This is a genomic window from Demequina sp. NBRC 110051, assembly GCF_002090055.1.
GTDB lineage: Bacteria > Actinomycetota > Actinomycetes > Actinomycetales > Demequinaceae > Demequina.
The window spans coordinates 110,188-134,331 of record NZ_BBRH01000013.1 but is presented as its reverse complement, the minus strand read 5'-3'; the positions used below and the strand labels follow the sequence as shown (position 1 = coordinate 134,331).

Genomic DNA, 24,144 nt, shown 5'->3' with positions numbered 1-24,144 from the left:
CGGGACTCCTGACCTAGGATTGCCCGGTGACTGATCCCCTTGTTTGGACCGCGACGATAGCGCTGATCGTCGGCCTGTTCGTCTTTGACTTCGCGGTGGTGATCCGCAAGCCGCACGAGCCGTCCTTCAAGGAGTCGGCGCTTTGGTCGCTGTTCTACATTGCACTCGCCATCATCTTCGGCGTGGTGCTGCATGTGTGGCATGACGAGTTCGTCACCGGCGAGTTCTTCGCGGGCTACATCACGGAGAAGGCACTGTCCGTCGACAACCTCTTCGTCTTCCTGGTCATCATGACCCGCTTCGCGGTGCCGCCCAAGTACCGTTCGCGCGTGCTTCTCGTGGGCATCGCCATCGCGCTGGTGCTGCGTGGAGTGTTCATCGCGGCGGGCGCCGCAGCGCTCGACGCGTTCTCGGCGCTGTTCTACGTGTTCGGCGCGTTCCTCATCTACACCGCCTGGGGCTTGGCGCGCGAGAACAAGGACGAAGACGCCGAGGAAGAATACGAGGAAGGCCGCCTGGTGCGCGGCGTGCGTCGCCTGTTCCCCGTCACCGACGGCTACCGCGAGGGCCACGTGTTCGTCCGTGAGATGGGCCGCCGCATGGCGACGCCCATGCTGCTGGTCATGGTCGCGATCGGGTCCACCGACGTGCTGTTCGCGCTCGACTCGATCCCCGCGATCTTCGGGCTCACCCAGGACCCCTTCATCGTGTTCACCGCGAATGCGTTCGCGCTGTTGGGTCTGCGCCAGCTGTACTTCCTTGTCCAGGGTCTGCTGCAGCGCCTGGTGTTCCTCCACTACGGGCTCGCGGCGATCCTTGCGTTTATCGGCGTCAAGCTGGTCCTTCACGCCCTGCACGAGAACAACCTGCCGTTCATCAACGGCGGCGAGCACCTCGAGGTCCCCGAGATCTCGACCGGGACCTCGCTGACGGTCATCATCGGCATCCTCGTGGTCGCAACCGTCGCGAGCCTCATCGCGACGCGCGGGAAGTCGGCGGACGTCGCCGCCCAGGTAGAGGCCGAGGTGGAGGCCCTCGAGGCCACGACCGCCGATGCCGTGGGCGGCTCGGCTACTGACGGCGCCGTCCGCGACCGCGGCGAACTCGACGGCACGGTGTCGGACGGTACGTTGTCTCACGATGCTGCGCCCGACGAACGCCGCTAACGCGCACCTGACGCAACGCAGAAGGCGCCCCTCCTTCGCGGGAGGGGCGCCTTCTGCATTGGTTCCGGGCGGGCCGCCGGGGCTCAGGCCCAGACTGCTGGCCAGCGCCGGATGCGGCGCTCGGTGATGAGGCCGGCGGTCCAGAAGGGGTCGCCGTCGAGCATCGCCTCGACGTCAGCGACCGTCTCCGCTCGACCGATCAGGAGCGCCCCGGCCGGGCCCTCGTCATCGAAGCGCCCGTAGGCGGGCATGGAGCCCGCGGCCGCCAGAGACGCGAGGTGGGCGCGGTGCTCCGGGCGGAGGCGGTCGCGCTCGTCGGAGCGGTCGTCGTATACGTACTCGATCATCCAGTCGGTCATGACGCCATCGTGGCAGGCCTCGGGTTGGGGCGTGGACGCCGACACGCCGGTTCGAACGTGCGTTCGAACGAATGGCCGCGTACGATGGCCGGGTGAATGAACGTCTCCTGGTCCGCGGCGCGCGCGAGCACAACCTCAAGGGCGTCGACCTTGATCTTCCTCGCGATGCGCTGATCGTCTTTTCCGGCCTGTCGGGCTCGGGTAAGTCGTCGCTCGCGTTCGACACGATCTTTGCGGAGGGACAGCGCCGCTATGTCGAGTCGCTGAGCGCCTACGCGCGCCAGTTCCTGGGGCAGATGGACAAGCCTGATGTCGACTTCATCGAGGGCCTGTCGCCCGCGGTGTCGATCGACCAGAAGTCCACCAACCGCAACCCGCGCTCCACGGTGGGCACCATCACCGAGGTGCATGATTATTTGCGCCTGCTGTATGCGCGCGTGGGGACCCCGCACTGCCCGGTGTGTGGCGAGCGCATCCAGGCGCAGACGCCGCAGCAGATCGTGGACTCGGTGTTGAGCCTTCCCGAAGGAACGCGATACCAGGTGCTCGCGCCGGTCATTCGTGGACGCAAGGGCGAGTATGCGGACCTCTTCGAGGAGCTGCAGCAGCAGGGCTTCGCTCGCGCCCGCGTGGATGGCGAGGTCGTCCAGCTGACCGACCCGCCGCAGCTGGAGAAAAAGCTTAAGCATGACATCGAGGTGGTCGTCGACAGGCTCGTGGCCCGCGAGGGTGTGCAGCGGCGCCTCACCGACTCGGTGGAGACGGCGCTTCGCATCGCCGACGGCCTGGTGCTGATCGACCCCGTGGACGGCGATGTGCCGGCACGTCGCTACAGCGAGAAGCGCGCGTGCCCCAACGACCACGTGCTCGCGCTCGAGGAGATCGAGCCCCGCACGTTCTCCTTCAACGCTCCTTACGGCGCGTGCCCCGAGTGCACCGGCATCGGCGTGCGCCTGGAGGTCGACCCCGGGCTCGTGGTGCCGGACGAGGATCTGAGCCTCAACGAGGGTGCGGTGGCGCCGTGGAACGCCTCGTCGTCCGAATACTTCGGGCGCATGCTCAACGCGCTCGCAGACGACCTGGGCTTCTCGATGGACACCGCCTGGCGCGACCTGCCGGAGTCCGTCAAGCAGGCCGTGCTCATCGGCAAGGACTATCAGGTTCACGTGAAGTTCCGGAACCGCTTTGGTCGCGAGCGTCAGTACACCACCGGCTTCGAGGGCGCTATCTCCTGGATCCAGCGCCTTCATGAGCAGACCGAGTCCGACTTCTCGCGCGAGAAGTACGAGGCCTACATGCGCGAGGTGCCGTGCCCCGTGTGCAAGGGCACACGCCTGAAGCCCGAGGTCCTCGCGGTCACCATCGGTGGACGCTCGATCGCGGAGGTCTCGGACCTTTCTATCGCGGACGCCCGCGATTTCCTGCTGACCGCGGAGCTCGACGAGCGCGGCCGTCAGATCGCCGTCCAGGTACTCAAGGAGATCGACGCCCGCCTGGGCTTCCTCCTGGATGTGGGCCTCGACTACCTGACCCTGTCGCGCGCCGCCGGCACCCTGTCGGGTGGAGAGGCGCAGCGCATCCGTCTGGCCACCCAGATCGGTTCGGGACTGGTGGGTGTGCTGTACGTGTTGGACGAGCCGAGCATCGGCCTGCATCAACGCGACAACCACCGCCTCATCGAGACGCTCACGCGCCTGCGTGACCTGGGCAACACCCTGATCGTCGTCGAGCATGACGAGGACACCATCCGCGCGGCCGACTGGGTGGTCGACATCGGCCCCGGTGCCGGCGAGCACGGGGGAGAGGTGGTACACACCGGCACCGTCGAGGAGTTGCTGGCGAACGAGCGTTCGCTCACCGGCGCGTATGTTGCCGGCACGCGCAGCATTGCCGTGCCCGAGCAGCGGCGCGTTCCCGACAAGGCGCGCGAGATCACGGTGGTGGGTGCACGGGAGAACAACCTGCGCGACATCGACGTGTCGTTCCCGTTGGGCGTGCTGACGGCTGTCACCGGTGTGTCCGGCTCGGGCAAGTCCACGCTCGTGAACTCGATCCTGTACACGTCGCTGGCGAACACCCTCAACCGTGCACGCCAGGTGCCCGGAAGACACACGCGCATCACCGGCGTGGATCAGCTCGACAAGATCGTGCACGTCGACCAGGGCCCCATCGGCCGCACGCCGCGCTCCAACCCCGCGACCTACACGGGCGTGTGGGACAAGGTGCGCAAGCTCTTCGCCGACACCACCGAGGCGAAGGTGCGTGGCTACGGTCCCGGCCGGTTCTCGTTCAACGTCAAGGGTGGGCGCTGTGAGGCCTGCTCGGGCGACGGCACGCTCAAGATCGAGATGAACTTCCTGCCCGACGTCTACGTGCCATGCGAGGTGTGCAAGGGGGCGCGGTACAACCGCGAGACCCTCGAGGTGCACTTCAAGGGCAAGACCGTCGCCGATGTGCTCGACATGCCCATCGAGGAGGCCGCCGACTTCTTCGAGGCGATCCCGGGCATCTCGCGCCACCTGCGCACGCTGGTCGACGTGGGGCTCGGATATGTGCGGCTCGGTCAGCCGGCACCGACGCTGTCCGGTGGCGAGGCGCAGCGCGTGAAACTTGCCTCGGAGCTGCAGCGCCGCTCGACCGGGCGCACCATCTACGTGCTCGACGAGCCCACCACGGGCCTGCACTTCGAGGACGTGCGCAAGCTCCTCGCGGTGCTGCAGGGTCTGGTCGACAAGGGCAACTCCGTGATCGTGATCGAGCACAACCTCGACGTGATCAAGAGCGCTGACTGGCTGATCGACATGGGCCCCGAGGGTGGTTCCGGCGGTGGCGTGGTGGTCGCGGAGGGCACCCCAGAGGAGGTCGCCGCGGTGGAGGAGAGCCACACGGGACGGTTCCTTGCGCCGATGCTCGGCATCGGTGTGCCAGCCTGATCCCGTGACCGATCCCGCGACCTACCGGCCCGCGCCGGGAACGATCCCGACGCGCCCGGGCGTGTATCGCTTCCGCGACCCCCACGGCCGCGTGGTCTACGTGGGCAAGGCTAAGAACCTGCGTGCGCGCCTCGCGAATTACTTCCAGCCCCTCGACAATCTCCATCCGCGCACGCGCATGATGGTGACCACCGCGGCCTCGGTCGAGTGGACCGTGGTGCGCAACGAGGTCGAGTCCCTCATCCTCGAGCACACATGGATCAAGGAGTACGACCCCCGCTTCAACGTCGTCTTCAAAGACGACAAGTCATACCCGTACCTCGCGGTCACGCTGAACGAGAAGTTTCCCCGCATCCAGGTGATGCGTGGCGCGCGCAAGAAGGGTGTGCGGTACTTCGGCCCGTACGCCCGCGCGTGGGCGATCCGCGAGACGGTGGACACGCTGCTGGCGGCGCTGCCGGTGCGCACGTGTGCGCCGGGGGTGTTTCGCAAGGCGGAGCGTCAAGGCCGCCCATGCCTGCTGGGCTACATCGACAAGTGCTCGGCGCCCTGCGTGGGTCGGATCTCGGAAGAGGACCATCGCGCTCTCGCCGAGCGCGTGTGTGCCGTGCTCGGCGGGGATGCCAAGGGCATCATGCGTGACCTCACCCGCACCATGACGGAGGCGGCGGAGCGCGAGGACTTCGAGGCGGCCGCACGCGCCCGTGACCGTCTCCAGGCGCTGACGGCGGTGCTGGACCGCAACGCCGTGGTCCTCGATGCCGGAGTTGACGTGGACATCTTCAGCCTGGTCGACGACGAGATGGAGGCGGCGGCGCACGTGTTCTACGTCCGCGACGGTCGCATCACGGGCGAGCGCGGCTGGGTGGTCGACAAGCCCGAGCCGCTCGGGCCGGAGGCCATGGTGCTCCAGCTGGTCCAGGAGGCATACGGGTCCGCGGAGCCGGAGGAGATCCCGCCGGAGGTGCTGGTGCCTGCCTTGCCCGAGGATGCCGCCCCCTTGGCGGAGGTGCTCGGCGGGCTGCGTGGCGCACGGGTGGCAATCCGCGTCCCGCAGCGCGGCAAGAAGGCCGAGCTTGCCCAAACCGGGCACCAGAATGCCCAGCAGGTGCTCGACCAACACCGGCTCAAGCGCGCAAGCGACCTCACCACACGCTCCGCGGCGTTGCAGGAATTGCAGGAGGCGCTGGGGATGGCGGACGCGCCGCTGAGGATCGAGTGTTACGACATCTCCCACACTCAGGGCACCAACCAAGTGGGTTCGATGGTGGTGTTCGAGGACGCGCTGCCGCGCAAGAAGGAGTACCGCCAGTTCGGTATCGCCGACGCGGTGGACGACACCGCCGCGATGGACGAGGTGCTGACACGCCGCTTCACCCGCTACCTCGAGGAATCGCAATTGCCCCCTGAGGAACGCGAGAGCGCGCGCTTCGCGTACCCGCCGCAGCTAGTGGTGGTCGACGGTGGGCTGCCCCAGGTCAACGCGGCCCGCGAGGTCCTGGACCGGCTGGGCATCACCGACGTTTTCCTCTGCGGCCTCGCGAAGCGTCTCGAGGAAATCTGGATTCCAGGCGAACCGTTCCCCGTGATTCTCCCGCGCGGCTCGGAGGCGCTCTATCTGATGCAGCGCGTGCGTGACGAGGCCCACCGCTTCGCGATCCGCCACCACCGTGCCAAGCGTGGCAAGACGGTCAAGGCGTCCGAGCTCGACAGCCTCCCGGGCATCGGCCCCTCACGGGCCAAGGCGCTGATCCGCCACTTCGGTTCGCCCGCTCGCCTGAAGGAGGCGTCGGTGGAACAGATCGCGCTCGTGCCAGGCATCGGCGAGGGGCTCGCGCGGGCGGTCTACGCGGCCCTCCGCGGGGACGATGGCATGCTGGAGTCATGACGGACGACCCGCATCCCCCCACGTACCCGTCGGGAATCCCGCGTCTACCCGCAGCCCAAGCCGGATCGGCGGCAGAGGTGCTGGTCCTCACCGGCATGTCCGGAGCGGGACGCACCAGGGCAGCGGCGGTGCTCGCGGATCTGGGCTGGTACGTGGTGGACAACCTGCCGCCGCACCTCCTGGCCGGCCTGGTGGATTCGGTGGTCGGCTCCGATGCCTCGCGCAAGCTGGCGGCCGTGGTGGACGCGCGCGGCGGCGCCTTCTTCGAGGATCTCGAGCCGGTCGTCGACGATCTCGAGGCACGCGGGATCAGCGTCAGGATGGTCTTCCTCGATGCCTCCGATGACGCCCTGGTACGGCGTTTTGAGGAGGCGCGCCGACCGCATCCGCTGCAGGCGGACGGCACCATCCTCGAGGGTATTGGCCGCGAGCGGTCGAAGCTGTCGGCGATCCGGCGCGCGTCCGACCATGTCATCGACACCTCGCGTCTTAACGTCCATGAACTTCGAGAACTCATGACGGACCGCATCGCCGAAGAGATGCCGCGCCTCCACGTCAACGTGCAGTCCTTCGGATTCAAGAACGGGCTGCCGGCCGACGCCGACTTTGTCGCCGATGTGCGCTTCCTCGCCAATCCCCACTGGGATCCCGAACTCAAGCCGCTCACGGGGCTCGATCCCGCGGTGCGCGACCACGTGCTTGGCGGGGTGGGCGCGCAGGAGTTCCTCGACGGCTACACCGGCGTGATCGACGGCGCGCTGCGCCACTACAGGGCACACGACAAGCCCTCGGTGACCATCGGCGTGGGGTGCACGGGAGGTAAGCACCGCTCGGTGGCGATCGCGGAGGAACTCGGCTCACGGCTGCGAGAGCGCGGCTACGACGTGCGCGTCACCCACCGGGACAGGCCGCAGTCATGACCGGCGCGGTGGTGGCGCTGGGCGGGGGACACGGCCTCTACCACTCGCTGACCGCCCTGCGCGGTCTGACGGAGGACCTCACCGCGGTCGTCACCGTCGCCGACGACGGCGGTTCCTCGGGCCGGCTGCGCCACGAGATGGGGATCGTGCCGCCTGGCGACCTGCGCATGGCGCTGTCCGCGCTGTGCGGCGACACCGAGTGGGGCACCACGTGGCGGGATGTACTGCAGTGGCGCTTCACGACGGATGGCCCTCTCGACGGTCACGCCCTGGGCAACCTCCTTATCGCGGCGCTGTGGGACCGCAGCGGCGATGTCGTCGAGGGGCTCGAATGGGTGGCACGCCTCCTCCAGGCGCACGGCCGGGTGCTGCCGGTGTCGGAGGAGCCGCTGACGGTGTGCGCGGAGCTCGAGACGGACAGCGGTGTCGATGTGGTGCGTGGCCAGGTCGCAGTGGCGACAGCGCACGGCAGGGTCAAGTCCCTGTCGCTCGAGCCCGCTGAGCCGCGGGTGCCTGCGGCGACGCTCACGGCGATCGCCGAGGCCGATGCCGTGGTGCTGGGCCCAGGCTCCTGGTACACCTCGGTTCTTACTCACTTCTGCGTGGCCCCCGTCGCCGCGGCACTCGTCGCGGCGAGCGCGCGCACCACGGTGATCCTCAACGTGGGCGACGACGATGTCGAGACCGCGGGCATGAGCCGCGTCGACGACATCCGGGCGTTGCGTACCGCAGCGCCGGACTTTGTGCCGGCCGAGGTCGTCGTCGATACCTCCCACGCCGACGACCCCGGGCTGCGCGACGAGATCGCGCAGTGGGGGCCGCAGCTGGTGGAGGCCGATGTGCGGGACCACCACCACGCCCACGCCCACGACCCCATACGGCTGCGCGAAACGTTGCGGCAGGTGCTCGCCTCACGGACCTCATGGGCCATGACGAAGCACGCCGGCGGCTCCGGTCCCGCCCGATGAATGGCAGAATCAGCGCATGGCTTTGACGGCACAGGTGAAGGACGAACTCGCGCGAGTCGCGGTCGACAAGATCTCGGCAAGGAAGGCGGAGGTCGCGACGATGCTCCGCTTCGCGGGGGGCCTGCACATCGTGAGCGGCCGGATCGTCATCGAGGCTGAGCTTGACACCGCCGCCGGTGCGCGTCGCCTGCGCGCCTTCATCCACGAGGTCTACGGACTGGTGGGCGAGATCATCGTCGTGTCCGGTGGCGCCCTGAAGAAGGGCAACCGCTACGTGGTGCGCATCGTGAAGGAGGGCGAGTCGCTCGCCCGCCAGACCGGACTGCTCGACCAGCGTGGCCGCCCCGTGCGTGGATTGCCCCCGCAGGTGGTTGGCGGGTCGATCGAGGACACGGTGGCCGCATGGCGCGGAGCGTTCCTCGCCCACGGCTCGCTCACCGAGCCCGGCAGGTCCTCCTCGCTTGAGGTCACCTCGCCCGGGCCCGAGGCCGCGCTCGCGCTCGTGGGCGCCGCACGTCGCCTAGGGATCTCGGCGAAGTCGCGCGAGGTCAGGGGAGTGGACCGCGTAGTGATCCGCGACGGCGACGCGATCGCGCAACTGCTCACCCGCATCGGCGCGCATGACTCCGTCTTGGAGTGGGAAGAGAAGCGCACGCGCCGCGAGGTGCGTGGCACCGCCAACCGGCTCGCCAACTTCGACGACGCCAACCTGCGCCGCTCGGCTCAGGCCGCGGTGGCAGCCGGCGCCCGCGTGGCGCGCGCGTTCGACATCCTTGGCGACGACGTGCCGGAGCACCTGCGCGAGGCGGGCGAGCTGCGCCTGGCCAACCGCGACGCGTCGCTCGAGGAACTGGGCAAGCTCGCCACCCCGCCGCTGACCAAGGACGCCGTCGCGGGCCGCATTCGACGCCTGCTCGCCACCGCGGACAAGCGCGCAGAGGAGCTCGGCATCCCGGACACCGAGGCGGGCATCAATCAGGAAATACTCGATCTCGACTGACCCCTCACCAGGACTTTCGTCGCGTCTCGCGGATCAACGCATCGGTGTAGGCTGACGGAAGAGCCCCGGGGATCCGGGGACACCCCGCGCACGTCGAGGTGCGCACAGAATCCACACACAACCGCGCCGGCACTGGTCGGCGCAAGCCGAGGAGATTCATAGTGACTATCAAGGTCGGCATTAACGGCTTTGGCCGTATCGGACGCAACTTCTTCCGTGCCGCGCGTGAGCTTGGTTTCGACTTCGAGATTGTTGGTGTCAACGACCTCACCGACAACAAGACCCTCGCCCACCTCCTCAAGTACGACACCGTCCTGGGCAAGTTCCCCGGTGAGGTTTCCTACGACGACGACAACATCTACGTCGACGGCAAGGCCATCAAGGCCCTCGCCGAGCGCGACCCCGCCGCCCTTCCCTGGGGCGAGCTCGGCGCCGACATCGTGATCGAGTCGACCGGCTTCTTCACGGACGCTGAGAAGGCCAAGGCCCACATCGCCGCGGGTGCCAAGAAGGTCATCATCTCCGCCCCCGCGAAGAACGAGGACGCGACCTTCGTCGTCGGTGTGAACCACACCGACTACGACCCGGCCGCTCACAACGTGATCTCGAACGCGTCGTGCACCACCAACTGCCTCGCGCCCTTCGCGAAGGCCCTCAACGACGCCATCGGCATCGAGCGTGGCCTCATGACGACGATCCACGCGTACACCGGCGACCAGAACCTCCAGGACGGCCCCCACAAGGACCTCCGCCGCGCCCGTGCCGCCGCGCAGAACATCGTCCCCACCACCACCGGTGCCGCCAAGGCCGTCGCCCTCGTGCTACCCGAGCTCAAGGGCAAGCTCGACGGCTTCGCGATGCGTGTGCCCACCATCACCGGCTCGGCCACCGACCTCACCTTCGAGGCCTCGCGTGAGACCACGGTCGAAGAGGTCAACGCTGCGATCAAGGCTGCCGCCGAGGGTGAGATGGCCGGCACGCTGTCCTACACCGAGGACGACATCGTCTCGTCGGACATCGTCGGCGACCCGCACCAGTCGATCTTCGACGCGAAGCTGACCCGCGTGAGCGGCTCGACCGTCAAGGTCGTGTCGTGGTACGACAACGAGTGGGGTTACTCGGCCTCGCTCGCGAAGCTGACGAACTTCGTCGGCGAGAAGCTCTGATCCACCCCTACGGGAACTGATCGTGGTGACGCCCGCGCACGCGCTGCGTGTGCGGGCGTTGCCATGTCACGACAAGGCAAGAGGATTGACATGAAGACCATCGCAGGACTGGGAGACCTGACCGGCAAGAAGGTGCTGGTCCGCTCCGACCTCAACGTGCCGCTCGACGGCACCACGATCACCGACGACGGCCGCGTGCGCGCGTCGGTACCGACCATCCAGGCGCTGCTCGATGCAGGCGCCGCGGTCATCGTCACCGCCCACCTGGGCCGCCCCGGCGGCGAGCCCAAGCCCGAGTACTCGCTCGCGCCCGCCGCGGCCCGCCTCGCGGAGCTGCTCGGTCGCCCCGTGACCCTCGCCGCTGACCTTGTAGGCGAGTCAGCCAAGGCCACCGTCGCGGCCCTCGAGTCCGGCCAGGTCGCCATGCTCGAGAACGTGCGCTACGACGCCCGCGAGACCTCCAAGGTTGACGAGGAGCGCCAGGCCCTTGCCCAGGAGCTCGCGGCCCTCGCAGACGTGTTCGTCTCCGACGGCTTCGGTGTGGTCCACCGCAAGCAGGCCTCGGTGTACGACGTTGCGCAGATCCTGCCCGCCGCGGCCGGAACGCTGGTCGAGAAGGAGGTCGTGTCCCTCTCGCGCGCCACGACCGACCCCGAGCGCCCCTACGCGGTGGTGCTCGGTGGCTCGAAGGTCTCCGACAAGCTCGGCGTCATTGGCAACCTGCTGACGAAGGCCGACCGCCTCCTCATCGGCGGCGGCATGGTCTTCACGTTCCTCAAGGCCAAGGGCTACGAGGTCGGCTCGTCGCTTCTCGAAGAGGACCAGATCGACACGGTCAAGGGTTACCTCGAGACCGCCGAGGCCAACGGCGTCGAGATCGTCCTGCCCACCGACATCGAGGTCGCCGCCGCGTTCGCCGCGGACGCCGAGCACAAGACGGTGCCCGCCGACCAGATTCCCGATGGCTGGATGGGTCTCGACATCGGCCCCGAATCCGGCGCGCTGTTCGCGTCGAAGATCGCGGACGCCAAGACCATCGTGTGGAACGGCCCCATGGGCGTGTTCGAGTTCGAGGCGTTCGAGGGCGGCACCCGTGCCGTCGCGCAGGCCATGATCGACGCCGACGGCTTCTCCGTCGTGGGCGGCGGCGACTCGGCCGCGGCCGTGCGCCGCCTGGGCTACGACGAGGCCGGCTTCAGCCACATTTCCACGGGCGGCGGCGCGTCGCTCGAGCTGCTCGAGGGCAAGGTCCTGCCGGGCCTCGCCGTACTGGAGGACTGACCCATGGCACGTACCCCCCTCATCGCTGGTAACTGGAAGCTCAACCTCGACCACCTCGAGGCCACGCACACCGTGCAGAAGCTCGCGTGGCTCCTGCGCGACGCCAAGCACGACTTCGAGGACGTCGAGGTCGCGGTGCTCGCGTCCTTCACCTCGATTCGTTCCGTGCAGACGCTCGTGGACGCCGACAAGCTCGAGCTGAAGTACGGCGCCCAGGACATCTCGAGCCACGAGTCGGGCGCCTACACCGGCGAGGTCTCGGGCTCGCAGCTCGCGAAGCTCGGCGTGTCCTACGTGGCTGTCGGTCACTCGGAGCGTCGTGAGTACCACGGCGAGTCCGACGAGGTCGTCGCCGCGAAGACCAAGGCGGCCTTCGACAACGGCATCGTCCCCATCGTGTGCGTGGGCGAGGGCCTGGACGTGCGCAAGGAGGGCAAGCAGGTCGAGTACACGCTCGCCCAGGTTGACGGAGCGCTGAAGGACCTGCCCGCCGACAAGGCCAAGGACGTCGTCATCGCGTACGAGCCCGTGTGGGCCATCGGCACCGGCGAGGTCGCCACTCCCGCCGACGCCCAGGAGGTCTGCGGTGCCATCCGCGGCCGCCTCGCGGAGCTGTATGACGCGGAGCTCGCCGACGGCGTGCGCGTGCTCTACGGCGGTTCGGTGAAGTCCGGCTCGATCGCCCAGCTGATGGCGGAGCCCGACGTGGATGGCGGCCTCGTGGGCGGCGCAAGCCTCGACCCCGAGGAGTTTGCGAAGATCGCGCGCTTCCGTTCGCACCAGGTGGGCTGACGCCCGTGCGTGGCGCCTACCAGGATGCGCGAATCGTCGCGTATCCTGGTAGGCGATCCGAACACGTTTGAGGAGAACTGTGGCAATTCTGGAGACCACCCTGTGGGTCCTGCTGGTGATCAGCTCGCTGGTGATCATCGGTTTGGTGCTCATCCACCGTGGCCGCGGAGGCGGCATCACCGACATGTTCGGCGGCGGCTTCGCCTCCGGCGTGCAGTCGTCGGCGGTGGGAGAGCGCAACCTCACCCGCATCACGTGGATCACGGCGAGCGTCTGGGTGGCGATCATCGTGCTTCTCGGTCTCATTTCGCGGTTCGCCGTCTAGCAGCAGCTGAGGGGAAGATTTCATGGCAGGCGGAAACGCCATTCGTGGCTCGCGCGTTGGCGCGGGACCCATGGGCGAGGACGAGCGCGGCGAGTCCGCGCCGCGTCAGGTCGTCAACTACTACTGTGCGAAGGGCCATGTCACGTCGCCCAGCTTCGCGACCGGTGACGAGGGCGACTCGCCCGAGGTGCCGATGGAGTGGGACTGCCCCCGCTGCGGGCTTCCCGGCGGCCTCGACAAGGACAACCCGCCCGAGCCGCTGCGCAACGAGCCGTACAAGACGCACCTCGCGTATGTGAAGGAGCGCCGCACGGACGAGGAGGGTCAGGCCCTCCTCGACGAGGCTCTCGGCACGCTGCGCGCGCGCCGTGGCGCCACCGCGTAGCGCTCGTCAGTCTTCGAGGCCCGGCTGCTTCCCGCAAGGGAGCCGCCGGGCTTTCGCGTGTCCGGGTTACGTGCCACGCCTCCCCACGGCGTGGTGGGGGTGGGATCACGGGCGCGCGGCGGTGCGCATGACAGGATGGGAGACGACCCCCATCGACCCTCCAGGAGGACTTCCATGAAGATCGAGATCGAGTACTGCGTTCCCTGCGGCTACCTTGACCGGGCGATCGAGGCGCAGCGCGCGCTGCTGACGACGTTCGGCGGTGCCGTCGAGTCGGTCGCGTTGGTGACGGGGGAGAAGGGCGTCTTCACGTTCCGGGCCGACGGTGACACCATTTACGCCAAGCCCGACGAGTACGACATCACGCAGATCGTCGAGGCCGTCAAGGCGCGTCTCGCGGCCTAACGCCTGACAGCGCAAGGAAGGGCGGGGCCAACGATGGCCCCGCCCTTCCTTGTCTACGGCCGATGCCGTGGCTGGCTACAGCGTGGTGGTCGCCGCAGCGTCCACGAGCCACAGGGTGCGTTCGGTGCCGTCGACGGCACCGCCGGGAACGCCCGAGCGGCGCAGGGAGTCACGCACGGCTGTCGCCTTGCCCTGGCCCGCGGCGACGACCCACACCTCGCGTGCGCGGTTGATGCTGCCCAGGCCCAGCGACACGCGCGTGGGCGGCGGCTTGGGGGAGTCGTGCACCGCGTGCGTCTCCGCGTCGGGGCCCTCGAAGACAGGGTGACCGGGGAACAGCGAGGCGACGTGGGCGTCGGGGCCGAGGCCCAGCAGCAGCACGTCCCATGCGGGTGTGCCGGCCTCGGCGATCTCGCGCGCGTAGTCGGCGGCGGCGTCCTCCGCGGTCGCGAAGTGGTCGCTCGCGCCCATGCGGTGGATGTTCTCCTCGGGTAAGGGCAGTGCGTGCAGGAGCGCGTCCTGTGCCTGTCCCTCATTGCGATCCGCGTCTCCGGCGGGGACAAAACGCTCGTCGCCCCACCACAGGTGCACGCTGGTCCAGTCGACGGTCGCCGCGAGAGGCGAGGCGGCCGCGGCCTCGAGGAGGGCGATGCCGACGGTGCCGCCGGTGAGCACGGCGTCGGCTCGTCCGCGCAGGGCCACGGCGTCGCCCAGGGCCAGGAGCAGGCGGGCGCCGGTGGCCTGCGCCACGGCGTCGGCATCCGCGTGGACGATGACCTGCCTCATCAGGCGGACTCCGCTCCGGCCCAGCGTCGCAGCGCCTCGCCGTAGACGGGGTCGTCGTCCAGGCGGCGCAGCTCCTCGGCCAGGCAGTCGCCCAGGGTCCGCGCGGGAAGCGCGATGGTGTGCTCGGGCTGGCCGGGCTGGGTGAGGGTCGCGTTGTGGCCGTCGGGCCGGGCGATACCGATCTCCCCCGACGGGGTCTCGAGCACGATCGACTGGAGGCCGCGCACGTCGTCGGCGTACGTCGCCTCGAACTCGCACCCCAAGGTGCCCTGGAGCCAGGCGCCCAGCAGCAGGATCGAGGGGCTACCGGTGTCGCCGTGCAGGCGGGCCTTCGTCACGCGCTGGTCCGCAACCTGCTCGAGCGCGGCGGCAAGGAGCGCGCGCCAGCGGGTCACGCGCGTCCAGGCCAGGTCGGTGTCGCCGGGCTGGTAGTGCTCGGCAAGGTGGCGCAGCACGCCCACCGGGTCGGCCTCGCCCTTCGAGTCGGTGATGCGGCGCGACGCCATCCGTCCCATGCTTGATGCACCGGGGTCGGCGGGCACCGCCGCGGGCCACCAGGCCACGATCGGGACGTCGGGCAGCAGCAGCGGCATGACGAGCGTGTCGCCGTGCTCGGCCTGGACACGCGAGGGGCGCAGGACCACCACCTCGGAGGCGCCGGCGTCGCCGCCCACGCGCAGCTCGGCGTCGAGGGTGCCCTCGTCGCCGTCGTGCGGCGCGATGACGATGATGCGGCAGGGGTGTTCACGCGAGGCGACGTTCGCGGTCGTGATGGCGTCCTCGACGTCAGCATCGGTGGCGTCGATCACGAGAGTCAGGACGCGTCCGAGCGTGATGACACCGAAGTCCTTGCGCGACTGCACCAGGCGCTTGTTGATCTCCGAGATGGAGGTACGGGGCAGGTCGATGATCATGGGCGCCTCCAGACGCGTCCGTCCTTGGCCAACATGGCGTCGGCGCTCGCCGGGCCCCACGTGCCCGAGCGGTACTGCTCCGGCTGGGTTCCCGAGCCCTCCCAATGGGCGATGACGGGGTCCAGCAGCTTCCACGACAGCGCGACCTCCTCGTGCCGCGGGAACAGCGGCGGGTCGCCCAGCAGGACGTCGAGGATGAGGCGCTCGTAGGCCTCGGGCGAGGACTCGGTGAAGGCGTTGCCGTAGCCAAAGTCCATGGTGACGTCGCGCACTTCCATCTGCGAGCCGGGCACCTTGGACCCGAACCGCAGGGTCACTCCCTCGTCGGGCTGCACGCGGATGACGAGCGCGTTGTTGCCCGCCTCGGTGCCCTCGATGTCCTGGAAGTAGGGGCTCGGGGCCTTCTTGAAGACCAGCGCGATCTCGGTGACGCGACGGCCCAGGCGCTTGCCCGCGCGCAGGTAGAACGGCGTACCGGCCCAACGACGGTTGGGGACGTCGAGCCGGATAGCGGCGTAGGTTTCGGTAATCGAGTCGGACGAGATGTCGTCCTCGTCGAGGTATCCGCCCACCTGCTCGCCACCGCGCCAGCCTGCGGCGTACTGGCCGCGGGCCGTGTTGGCGTCGAGGTCGTCGGGGAGCTTCGCCGCGCGCAGCACCTTCTCCTTCTCGCCGCGCAGGTCGTCCGCGTCGAACGTCGCGGGCTCCTCCATGGCGGTCAGGGCGAAAAGCTGCAGGAGGTGGTTCTGGATGACGTCGCGGGCCTGGCCGATGCCGTCGTAGTAGCCCGCACGCGAGCCGATGCCGATGTCTTCGGCCATGGTGATCTGGACGTGGTCCACGTACTGGCTGTTCCAGATGGGCTCGAACAGCTGGTTCGCGAAGCGCAGCGCGAGGAGGTTCTGGACCGTCTCCTTGCCCAGATAGTGGTCGATGCGGAACACGGAGTCCGGCGGGAACACCTCGGAGACAACGCCGTCGAGCTCGTTGGCGGTGACGAGGTCCTGGCCGAAGGGCTTCTCGATCACCACGCGGCGCCAGGCATCGTCCTTCGCATCCGACAGTCCAGAGTCGCGCAGCTGCGTCAACACCTGGGGGAAGGCCGAAGGCGGGATGGACAGGTAGAAGGCGTGATTGCCGCCGGTGCCGCGGCGTTCGTCGAGCTTCTCGACGGTCTCGCGCAGGCGGCGGAAGGCGTCCGGATCGTCGAAGGTGCCCTGGACGAAGCGGATGCCCTCCGCGAGCTGCTTCCAGGTCTCCTCGCGGAAGGGCGTGCGGGCGTGCTTCTTGACGGAGTCGTAGACGACCTTCTCGAAGTCCTCACGGTCCCACTCTCGCCGGGCGAAGCCAGTCAGCGCGAAGGCGGGGGGAAGCAGGCCTCGGTTGGCGAGGTCGTAGACCGCGGGCATGAGCTTCTTGCGGGCGAGGTCGCCGGTGACGCCAAACATCACCAGGCCACAGGAGCCCGCGATGCGGGGAAGGCGGCGGTCGCGCGGGTCGCGCAGCGGATTGACCATGTCAGTCCTTACGTCGCGGCGGGACGGGACTCGCCGCGTGTGTTCCGGGGGAGGGGGTGGTGAGGGAGTGCGGTGAGGCGAGGGATGCTCGCCTCACCGCACTCCCGGCGGTCACTTGGCGGCGGCCAGCGACTCGCGGGCCTGAGCGGCCACGTTCTCGGCGGTGAAGCCGTACTTCGCGAGCAGGAGCGCGCCGTCGGCCGACTCACCGAAGTGGTCCACCGACACCGTGCGACCGGCGTCGCCGGCAATCTCGGTCCAGCCCAGGCGCGAGCCGGCCTCGACGGTGACGCGGGCCTTGAGTGCCGCGGGGAGCACCGACTCGCGGTACTCGGCGTCCTGGCGCTCGAAGCGCTCACGCGACGGCATCGACACGACGCGAGCCTTCACGCCGTCGGCCGCGAGCAGCTCACGCGCACCCAGGGCGACGGAAACCTCGGAACCGGTGGCGACGATGACCACATCGGCCTCCTCGCCCTCGCCGGCGAGGACGTAGGCGCCCTTGGCGACTCCCTCGGCCGACGTGCCCTCGAGCACGGGCAGGTTCTGGCGCGACAGGATGATCGCGGACGGACGGTCCGTGGTCTCGAGGATCGCCTTCCACGCGGCCGCGGTCTCGTTCGCGTCCGCGGGGCGGACCACGTCGAGGCCGGGGATCGCACGCAGCGTCGCGATGTGCTCGATCGGCTGGTGGGTGGGGCCGTCCTCACCCAGGCCCACGGAGTCGTGCGTCCACACGAACGTGGTGGGGATACGCATGAGCGCGGCGAGACGCACCGACGCGCGCATGTAGTCCGAGAACACCAGGAACGTGCCGCCGTACGTGCGGGTCAGGCCGTGCAGCGTGATGCCGTTAAGGATCGCGCCCATGCCGAACTCGCGGATGCCGAAGTGCATGGTGCGGCCGTACCACTGGGCGTCGGGCCAGGAGTGGGTCGAGCGGCGCGGCGGGATGAAGGACGGCTCGCCGTCCATCGTGGTGTTGTTCGAGCCGGCGAGGTCGGCCGAGCCGCCCCACAGCTCGGGCAGCACGGGGGCGAGGGCGCTCAGCACCTTGCCGGAGGCGGCACGGGTCGCCACCTTCGAGCCCACCTCGAACGACGGCAGTGCCTCGTCCCAGCCCTCGGGAAGCTCACGCTTCGACAGGCGGGCGAGCAGCGCGGCGCGCTCGGGGTTCTCCGCCTCCCAGCGGGCGAGGTCGGCGTTCCACTCGGAGTGGGCGGCCTGGCCGCGCTCCTTGACCTTGTGCATGTGGTCGAGGATCTCGGGCTCGACCACGAAGGACTGCTCGGGGTCGAAACCGAGCACCTCCTTGAGGCCAGCGACCTCCGTGGCGCCGAGCGCCGAGCCGTGCACGCCGCCGGTGTTCTGCTTGGTGGGCGAGGGCCAACCGATGATGGTCGACAGGCGGATGATCGAGGGCTTGCCGGTCTCGGCCTTCGCGGCCTCGATGGCGTCGTAGAGGGCGCCGGGGTTCTCCTCGTAGCCGCCGTCCTCGGTGATCCAGTTCACGTGCTGGGTGTGCCAGCCGTAGGCCTCGTAGCGGGCCATGACGTCCTCGGTGAACGAGATGTCGGTCTCGTGCTCGATCGAGATGCGGTTGTCGTCCCAGATGACGACGAGGTTGCCCAGCTCCTGGGTTCCCGCGAGCGAGGAGGCCTCGGACGAGACGCCCTCCTGCAGGCAGCCGTCACCGGCGATGACGTACACGTGGTGGTCGAACGGCGAGGTGCCGGGGGCGGCCTCGGGGTCGAGCAGGCCGCGCTCCTTGCGGGCGGCCATCGCCATGCCCACGGACGAGGCGATGCCGGTGCCGAGGGGGCCGGTGGTGATCTCCACGCCGTCGGTGTGGCCGTACTCAGGGTGACCGGGGGTGCGCGAGCCTTCGGTGCGCAGCGCCTTGAGGTCGTCGAGGTCCAGGTCATAGCCGGAGGCGAACAGCTGCAGGTACAGCGTCAGCGACGAGTGGCCCGCGGACAGCACAAAGCGGTCGCGGCCCAGCCACGACGAGTCCGAGGGGTCGTGGCGCATGACGTTCTGAAAAAGCAGATACGCGGCGGGCGCGAGCGAGATGGCGGTGCCGGGGTGCCCGTTGCCAACCTTCTCTACGGCGTCGGCGGCAAGCACGCGCAACGTGTCAACGGCGCGGCGGTCGGCATCGGTCCAGGTGACGGTCACAGATTTCTCCCATGAATCGTGAGATGGTTCCCCGCCAGCCTACCGGCGTCCCGGGTGCCTCGATGCTCATCGGGGCGACTTCACGCGCCCGTTCAGGAGGCGGTGAGGCGTCAGACATCTCGGTGTCATCGGGGCCCCGCGTGGCACGGGGCGACGGCCGCGCGCGGCTCGTCCGCCGTCGCGGCCTACACGGGTACCATGGAGCGCATGTCCCAGGCTACGTCTGCCGCGTCCCGCCGCGCGAGCGCTCCCGGTTCGTCGCGCATCTCAGCGGGGGACAAGATCAAGGCGTACGTCGCCCTCACCAAGCCGCGCATCATCGAGCTGCTGCTGGTGACGACCGTGCCCGCGATGATCCTCGCCGCCGACGGCTTCCCGTCGTGGACGCTGCTGCTCAGCACCGTGGTGGGCGGCTACCTGTCCGCGGGCTCCGCGAATGCCTACAACATGTATTTGGACCGCGACATCGACGCCGTGATGAACCGGACCAAGGGACGCCCGCTCGTCACCGGAAAGGTGACCCCCTCGGAGGCGCTCACCTTCGCCTCGGTCCTCGCCGTCGTGTCGACCGCGTGGTTCTGGGTGGTCGTGGGCTCGCCCCTCGCATCGGTGCTATCGGTGGCCGCCATCGTCGGCTACGTCGTGGTCTACACGATGATCCTCAAGCGCCGCACCGCGCAGAACATCGTGTGGGGCGGCGCCGCGGGCTGCATGCCGGTGCTCATCGGGTGGGCCGCGGTCACGCAGTCGCTGTCGTGGACCCCCGTGCTGCTGTTCCTCATCATCTTCTTCTGGACGCCGCCGCACTACTGGCCGCTGTCGATGAAGTTCAAGCGCGACTACGCGCGCGCCGAGGTCCCCATGTTGCCGGTGCTCGCGAGCAGCCGCCGCGTGGCGATCGAGATGATCGGCTACGCGGCCGCGATGGTCGTGACGACCCTGGTCCTCATCCCGGTAGGCGGCATGACGTGGGTCTACGCCGGCGTGGCCGCCGCGGCCGGTGCCTGGTTCATGACCGGCTGCGTCCGTCTGTACCGCCGCGCCCAGCGCGACGAGGCCAAGCTGCGCGAGATGCGCCTGTTCCACGACTCGATCACGTACCTGACGGTCGTGTTCGCGGCCATCATGGTGGACCCGTTCCTGCCGGAGGCCCTGACCGTCTGGGCCGGCTAAGCCGGCAGCACCAGTGACAGGCAACGACGCCGGGATCGGCATCGACGAGGCCCGCGAGGCCTACCTCGCTCACGTGGCCGTCGAGCGCGGGCTGAGCACCAACACGCTCGCCGCCTATCGTCGCGACCTCGCCCGCTATTGCCGCTTCCTGACGGCGCGCGAGCGCGCCGCCATGGGCGAGGTGACCCGCTCGGACGTCGCGGACTTTGCCCAGGCGATCGGTACGGGAAGCGACGGGGGGCGGCCGCTCGCGCCGGCATCGGCCTCCCGCACGGTCGTGGCGGTACGCGGCTGGCATCGCTTTGCGCTCGCCGAGGGCTGGAGCACCATCGATGCCTCGAGCGAGGTGAAGCCGCGCGCGATCCCGCAGCGGCTTCCGAAGGCCATCTCGACGGGGCACGTCGAGGCGATCCTCGAAGCCGCGTCCTCGGGAGAGGGGCCCGCACCGCTGCGCGACCGTGCGCTGCTCGAGCTCGTGTATGCAACGGGCGCGCGCATCTCGGAGGCCGTGGGACTCGACGTCGACGACGTCACGCTGACCGAGGGAGAAGAGGCGGTCCTGCTGCGCGGCAAGGGCCGCAAGGAGAGGGTGGTGCCCATCGGGGGCTACGCCGCGCGAGAGCTCCACGCCTACCTGGTGCGCGCGCGCTCCCCGCTGGCGCAGGCGGGGGCGGGTACCCCCGCACTGTTCCTCAACACGCGCGGCGGCCGGCTGTCGCGCCAGAGCGCGTGGACGATCCTGAAGGCCGCCTCGGAGCGCGCCGGCGTCGCCGACGTCTCGCCCCACACGCTGAGACACTCGTTTGCCACGCATCTGCTGTCGGGCGGGGCGGACGTGCGCGTGGTGCAAGAGCTGCTGGGTCATGCGTCAGTGACGACAACGCAGATCTATACCGCGGTCACCCAGGATGCGTTGCGTGAGGTCTACGCCACCAGCCACCCGCGTGCCCGCCGCTGAGCGCCCCGCGACCGGCGGTAAGGTGTGGCACGTGACCGACTTCCCTGAGCCCGCACCCCTTGCCAGCCACGGTCCCGCGCGCGTGGTCGCGCTGTGCAACCAGAAGGGCGGCGTGGGCAAGACCACGACCACCGTCAACCTCGCGGCCTCGCTCGCGGAGTACGGGCGGAAGGTCTTGGTCGTCGACTTCGACCCGCAGGGGGCGGCCTCGGCCGGACTCGGGATCAACCCCAATGAGGCAGAGCTCACCATCTACGACCTGCTGATGCGGTCCTCGGTCAAGGCCGAGGACGTCATCGTGCCCACCAATGTCGCCAACCTCGACCTGATGCCGGCCAACATCGACCTGTCGGCGGCCGAGGTACAGCTGGTGGGAGAGGTCGCGCGAGAGTCCACGCTCGATCGCGCGCTGCGCGGAGTCGAGGACGACTACGACGTCATCCTCATCGACTGCCAGCCGTCGCTGGGCCTGCTCACGGTCAACGCCCTGGTCGCCGCGCACGGTGTCATCATCCCGCTTGCCAGCGAGTACTTCGCGATGCGCGGCGTGGCCCTGCTCGTCGAGACCATCACCAAGGTGCAGGACCGGCTCAACCCGCGCCTGACCATCGACGCGATCATCCCCACGCTGTACGACGGCCGCACGCTTCACTCGCAGGAGGTCGTCGAGAGCGTGCGTCACGGCTTTGGCGACAGGGTCACGGAGACGATGATCCACCGCACGGTGAAGTTCCCCGACGCCTCGGTGGCCGCCGAGCCCATCACGACCTTCGCGCCGCAGCACGCGGGCGCCCACGCCTACCGCCAGCTCGCCCGAGAGCTCGTCGCTCGCGGCGTCGCGGCCTGACGCACGTGTCGGGTGAACCCTCGCCCGGGACGACGGCGACGGCCGTCGAGGAGCCGGCCACGGCATCGGCCGTCAAGAGTGACGCTTTCTCCGTCCACCTGGACAACTTCGAGGGCCCCTTTGACCTGCTCCTGAGCCTCATCTCGAAGCACGAGATGGAGATCACGGACGTGGCCCTCGCGCGCGTGACCGACGAATTCCTCGCGATCATCGGCGGGGGCGACAAGGACTGGGACCTGTCGCAGGCGTCGGAGTTCCTCGTGGTCGCGGCCACGCTCCTCGACCTCAAGGCGGCGCGGCTGCTGCCGCAGGGCGAGGTGGACGACCTCGAGGACCTGGAGCTGCTCGAGGCCCGCGACCTGCTGTTCGCCCGCCTGCTGCAGTATCGCGCGTTCAAGGCCGTCGCCGGCAGCCTCGACCAGATGCTGCAGGCACCCCGGTGCATCCCGCGCGACGTGCCGCTCGAGCCGCACTTCGCGATGCTGCTGCCCGAACTCGTGTGGTCGGTGACCCCCGACCAGCTCGCCCGCCTCGCGGCCCATGCGCTGCAGCCCAAGGCGAACGAGACGGGCGTGAGCCTCGCGCACCTGCACGCCCCGGCCGTGTCGGTGCGCGAGCAGGCTGCGGTCGTCACGAGCCGGCTCCAGCGTGAGCACGTCATGACGTTCCGCTCCCTGGTGCGCGACGCGGATCATGTCAACATCGTGGTGGCCCGCTTCCTCGCGCTGCTGGAGCTGTTCCGGGAGGCGGTGGTGGCGTTCGACCAGGTACGCTCTCTCGGCGAGCTGACGGTTAGGTGGACCGGCGGCGCCGACCAGGTCGAGGTCTCCGACGAATTCGACGAGGCCGCCGCTGGCGACGACAGTGCCACGGAAGGAAAGCCGGGAGCAGATGGCTGACACACACATCGCGGGCGCGATCGAGGCGATCCTCATGGTCGTCGACGAGCCCGTCGCGCCCGCGGACATCGCCGCGGCGCTCGACGTCCCCGCGCCGCAGGTCATCGACACGCTCCACGCCCTGCGCGACGAGTATGCCCACCCGGACCGTCCGCGCGGCTTCGAGCTGCGCGAGGTCGAGGAGCGCTGGCGCATCTATTCGTCCAGGGTGTACGCCGATGCCGTGGGTGCCTTCGTGGTCGACGGCCAGTCCGCGCGGCTGTCGCAGGCCGCGCTCGAGACCCTCGCGGTGGTGGCCTACCGCCAGCCCGTCACGCGTGGACAGGTCTCCCAGGTGCGCGGCGTCAACGTCGACTCGGTCATGAAGACCCTCGCGGCGCGCGGGCTCGTCACCGAGGTAGGCGAGGTCTCCGGCGCACTGCAATACGGCACCACCACCGAATTCCTGGAGCGCATGGGGCTCGGATCGCTCGACGACCTGCCCGAGCTCGCTCCGTACTTGCCCGACCTTGCCGACATCGATGGGGAGGGCCGCTGATGGACCTCGAGATTCACCGCCCCGAAGGGGTGCGACTGCAAAAGGTGCTCGCCGCAGCCGGCGTGGGCTCGCGCCGCAAGTGCGAGGTGCTCATCGAGCGTGGGCTCGTGAAGGTCAACGGCGAGGTCGTCGACCAGCTGGGCGTGCGCGTCAATCCCTCCGAGGTCGTGATCGAGGTCAAGGGCCAGCGCATCTCGGTGGACGACGACGCCGTCACGGTCGTGCTCAATAAGCCGCGCGGCGTGGTCTCGACGATGTCCGACCCGCAGGGCCGGCCGGCGCTCGACGAATACGTGCGCGACTTCCCCGAGCGCCTGTTTCACGTGGGCCGGCTCGACGCCGAGACCACCGGTGTCCTGCTGCTCACCAACGACGGAGAACTCGCGAACCGCCTGGCGCACCCCACTCACGGAGTGTCCAAGGTGTACATCGCCAAGGTGGTGGGCGCGGTGCCTGCAAACCTGGGCACGCGCCTGAGGGCGGGCGTGGACCTCGAGGACGGCCCCGTCCGCGTCGCCTCGTGCCAGATCCTCGACGTTTCCAACGGCCACTCGCTGGTCGAGGTCGAGCTGCACGAGGGCCGCAACCGCATTGTGCGTCGCATGTTCGACAAGGTGGGTTTCCCCGTGGTGGACCTGGTGCGCACGCGGTTTGGCCCCATCACCCTGGGCAATTTGGGTCCCGGCGAGCTGCGCCGCCTCACTCGCGAGGAGCTCGGCTCGCTCATGAAGGCCGCGGGGCTGTAG

Annotated in this window: 23 protein-coding genes; 18 read left to right on the top strand and 5 right to left on the bottom strand. The window is 69.2% G+C overall.

From position 1 onward, the window contains the following. Positions 1–26 precede the first annotated feature (26 nt). Positions 27–1,166, top strand: a complete 1,140-nt coding sequence (locus B7K20_RS08115; RefSeq protein WP_084102026.1) for a TerC family protein — start codon at positions 27–29, stop codon at positions 1,164–1,166. Between the two features lie 83 nt (positions 1,167–1,249). Here the strand turns inward: B7K20_RS08115 and B7K20_RS08110 are convergent, their stop codons facing one another. Then, positions 1,250–1,525: a YciI family protein gene (locus B7K20_RS08110; protein WP_084102025.1), complete on the bottom strand. Its 276-nt coding sequence runs from the start codon at positions 1,523–1,525 to the stop codon at positions 1,250–1,252. A gap of 71 nt (positions 1,526–1,596) precedes the next feature. Here B7K20_RS08110 and uvrA point away from each other — a divergent pair, with 71 nt between their 5' ends. From uvrA to B7K20_RS08055, 11 genes are all read left to right on the top strand, one after another. After that, on the top strand, positions 1,597–4,458 hold the full coding sequence (uvrA, locus tag B7K20_RS08105; RefSeq protein ID WP_084102024.1) for an excinuclease ABC subunit UvrA: 2,862 nt from the start codon (positions 1,597–1,599) through the stop codon (positions 4,456–4,458). Between the two features lie 4 nt (positions 4,459–4,462). Further along, positions 4,463–6,346: an excinuclease ABC subunit UvrC gene (gene uvrC, locus B7K20_RS08100; RefSeq protein WP_084102023.1), complete on the top strand. Its 1,884-nt coding sequence runs from the start codon at positions 4,463–4,465 to the stop codon at positions 6,344–6,346. Further along, positions 6,343–7,266 (top strand): RNase adapter RapZ, encoded by a 924-nt coding sequence (rapZ, locus tag B7K20_RS08095; RefSeq protein ID WP_084102022.1) that lies wholly within the window; start codon positions 6,343–6,345, stop codon positions 7,264–7,266. The genes uvrC and rapZ overlap by 4 nt, the downstream gene beginning before the upstream one ends. Next, positions 7,263–8,234, top strand: a complete 972-nt coding sequence (yvcK, locus tag B7K20_RS08090) for a uridine diphosphate-N-acetylglucosamine-binding protein YvcK (protein ID WP_084102021.1) — start codon at positions 7,263–7,265, stop codon at positions 8,232–8,234. The genes rapZ and yvcK overlap by 4 nt, the downstream gene beginning before the upstream one ends. Before the next feature lie 16 nt (positions 8,235–8,250). Beyond that, entirely contained in the window at positions 8,251–9,234 is a 984-nt protein-coding gene (gene whiA, locus B7K20_RS08085; RefSeq protein ID WP_084102020.1) for a DNA-binding protein WhiA, read from the top strand. A gap of 161 nt (positions 9,235–9,395) precedes the next feature. Next, positions 9,396–10,400, top strand: coding sequence for a type I glyceraldehyde-3-phosphate dehydrogenase (gene gap / locus B7K20_RS08080; protein ID WP_084102019.1), 1,005 nt, complete (start codon positions 9,396–9,398; stop codon positions 10,398–10,400). A gap of 90 nt (positions 10,401–10,490) precedes the next feature. Next, entirely contained in the window at positions 10,491–11,681 is a 1,191-nt protein-coding gene (gene pgk, locus B7K20_RS13290) for a phosphoglycerate kinase (protein ID WP_084102018.1), read from the top strand. 3 nt (positions 11,682–11,684) lie between these two features. Beyond that, entirely contained in the window at positions 11,685–12,473 is a 789-nt protein-coding gene (tpiA, locus tag B7K20_RS13285) for a triose-phosphate isomerase (RefSeq protein WP_084102017.1), read from the top strand. 79 nt (positions 12,474–12,552) lie between these two features. Then, positions 12,553–12,798 (top strand): preprotein translocase subunit SecG, encoded by a 246-nt coding sequence (gene secG, locus B7K20_RS08065; protein ID WP_084102016.1) that lies wholly within the window; start codon positions 12,553–12,555, stop codon positions 12,796–12,798. 22 nt (positions 12,799–12,820) lie between these two features. Beyond that, positions 12,821–13,183, top strand: a complete 363-nt coding sequence (locus B7K20_RS08060; RefSeq protein WP_084102015.1) for an RNA polymerase-binding protein RbpA — start codon at positions 12,821–12,823, stop codon at positions 13,181–13,183. A gap of 174 nt (positions 13,184–13,357) precedes the next feature. Further along, a complete protein-coding gene (locus B7K20_RS08055; RefSeq protein ID WP_084102014.1) occupies positions 13,358–13,588 on the top strand; it encodes a SelT/SelW/SelH family protein in 231 nt (76 codons plus the stop codon). Positions 13,589–13,663: 75 nt separating this feature from the next. Here the strand turns inward: B7K20_RS08055 and pgl are convergent, their stop codons facing one another. The 4 genes from pgl to tkt all read right to left on the bottom strand — a co-directional run bounded on the left by pgl (position 13,664) and on the right by tkt (position 18,983). Further along, positions 13,664–14,374 (bottom strand): 6-phosphogluconolactonase, encoded by a 711-nt coding sequence (pgl, locus tag B7K20_RS08050; protein ID WP_084102013.1) that lies wholly within the window; start codon positions 14,372–14,374, stop codon positions 13,664–13,666. Then, positions 14,374–15,288: a glucose-6-phosphate dehydrogenase assembly protein OpcA gene (locus B7K20_RS08045; RefSeq protein ID WP_084102012.1), complete on the bottom strand. Its 915-nt coding sequence runs from the start codon at positions 15,286–15,288 to the stop codon at positions 14,374–14,376. The genes pgl and B7K20_RS08045 overlap by 1 nt, the downstream gene beginning before the upstream one ends. After that, a complete protein-coding gene (gene zwf / locus B7K20_RS08040; RefSeq protein ID WP_084102011.1) occupies positions 15,285–16,805 on the bottom strand; it encodes a glucose-6-phosphate dehydrogenase in 1,521 nt (506 codons plus the stop codon). The genes B7K20_RS08045 and zwf overlap by 4 nt, the downstream gene beginning before the upstream one ends. Positions 16,806–16,916: 111 nt before the next feature. Next, positions 16,917–18,983 (bottom strand): transketolase, encoded by a 2,067-nt coding sequence (tkt, locus tag B7K20_RS08035; RefSeq protein ID WP_084102010.1) that lies wholly within the window; start codon positions 18,981–18,983, stop codon positions 16,917–16,919. Positions 18,984–19,190: 207 nt separating this feature from the next. Between tkt and B7K20_RS08030 the strand changes: the two genes are divergently transcribed. Genes B7K20_RS08030 through B7K20_RS08005 form a run of 6 tightly spaced genes read left to right on the top strand, consistent with a single transcriptional unit; the run spans position 19,191 to position 24,144 of the window. Beyond that, on the top strand, positions 19,191–20,156 hold the full coding sequence (locus B7K20_RS08030) for a heme o synthase (protein WP_084102009.1): 966 nt from the start codon (positions 19,191–19,193) through the stop codon (positions 20,154–20,156). A 13-nt stretch (positions 20,157–20,169) separates the two neighbouring features. Beyond that, complete coding sequence (locus B7K20_RS08025) at positions 20,170–21,114, top strand: site-specific tyrosine recombinase XerD (RefSeq protein WP_084102008.1); 945 nt, start codon at positions 20,170–20,172, stop codon at positions 21,112–21,114. Next, the gene (locus B7K20_RS08020) at positions 21,065–21,961 is read left to right on the top strand and encodes an AAA family ATPase (RefSeq protein WP_084102007.1); all 897 of its coding nucleotides are present in this window, start codon (positions 21,065–21,067) and stop codon (positions 21,959–21,961) included. Before B7K20_RS08025 ends, B7K20_RS08020 begins: the two co-directional genes overlap by 50 nt. Positions 21,962–21,966: 5 nt before the next feature. Beyond that, the gene (locus B7K20_RS08015; RefSeq protein ID WP_371327875.1) at positions 21,967–22,860 is read left to right on the top strand and encodes a ScpA family protein; all 894 of its coding nucleotides are present in this window, start codon (positions 21,967–21,969) and stop codon (positions 22,858–22,860) included. Next, on the top strand, positions 22,853–23,398 hold the full coding sequence (scpB, locus tag B7K20_RS08010) for an SMC-Scp complex subunit ScpB (RefSeq protein ID WP_084102005.1): 546 nt from the start codon (positions 22,853–22,855) through the stop codon (positions 23,396–23,398). Before B7K20_RS08015 ends, scpB begins: the two co-directional genes overlap by 8 nt. Next, on the top strand, positions 23,398–24,144 hold the full coding sequence (locus tag B7K20_RS08005) for a pseudouridine synthase (protein WP_084102004.1): 747 nt from the start codon (positions 23,398–23,400) through the stop codon (positions 24,142–24,144). The genes scpB and B7K20_RS08005 overlap by 1 nt, the downstream gene beginning before the upstream one ends.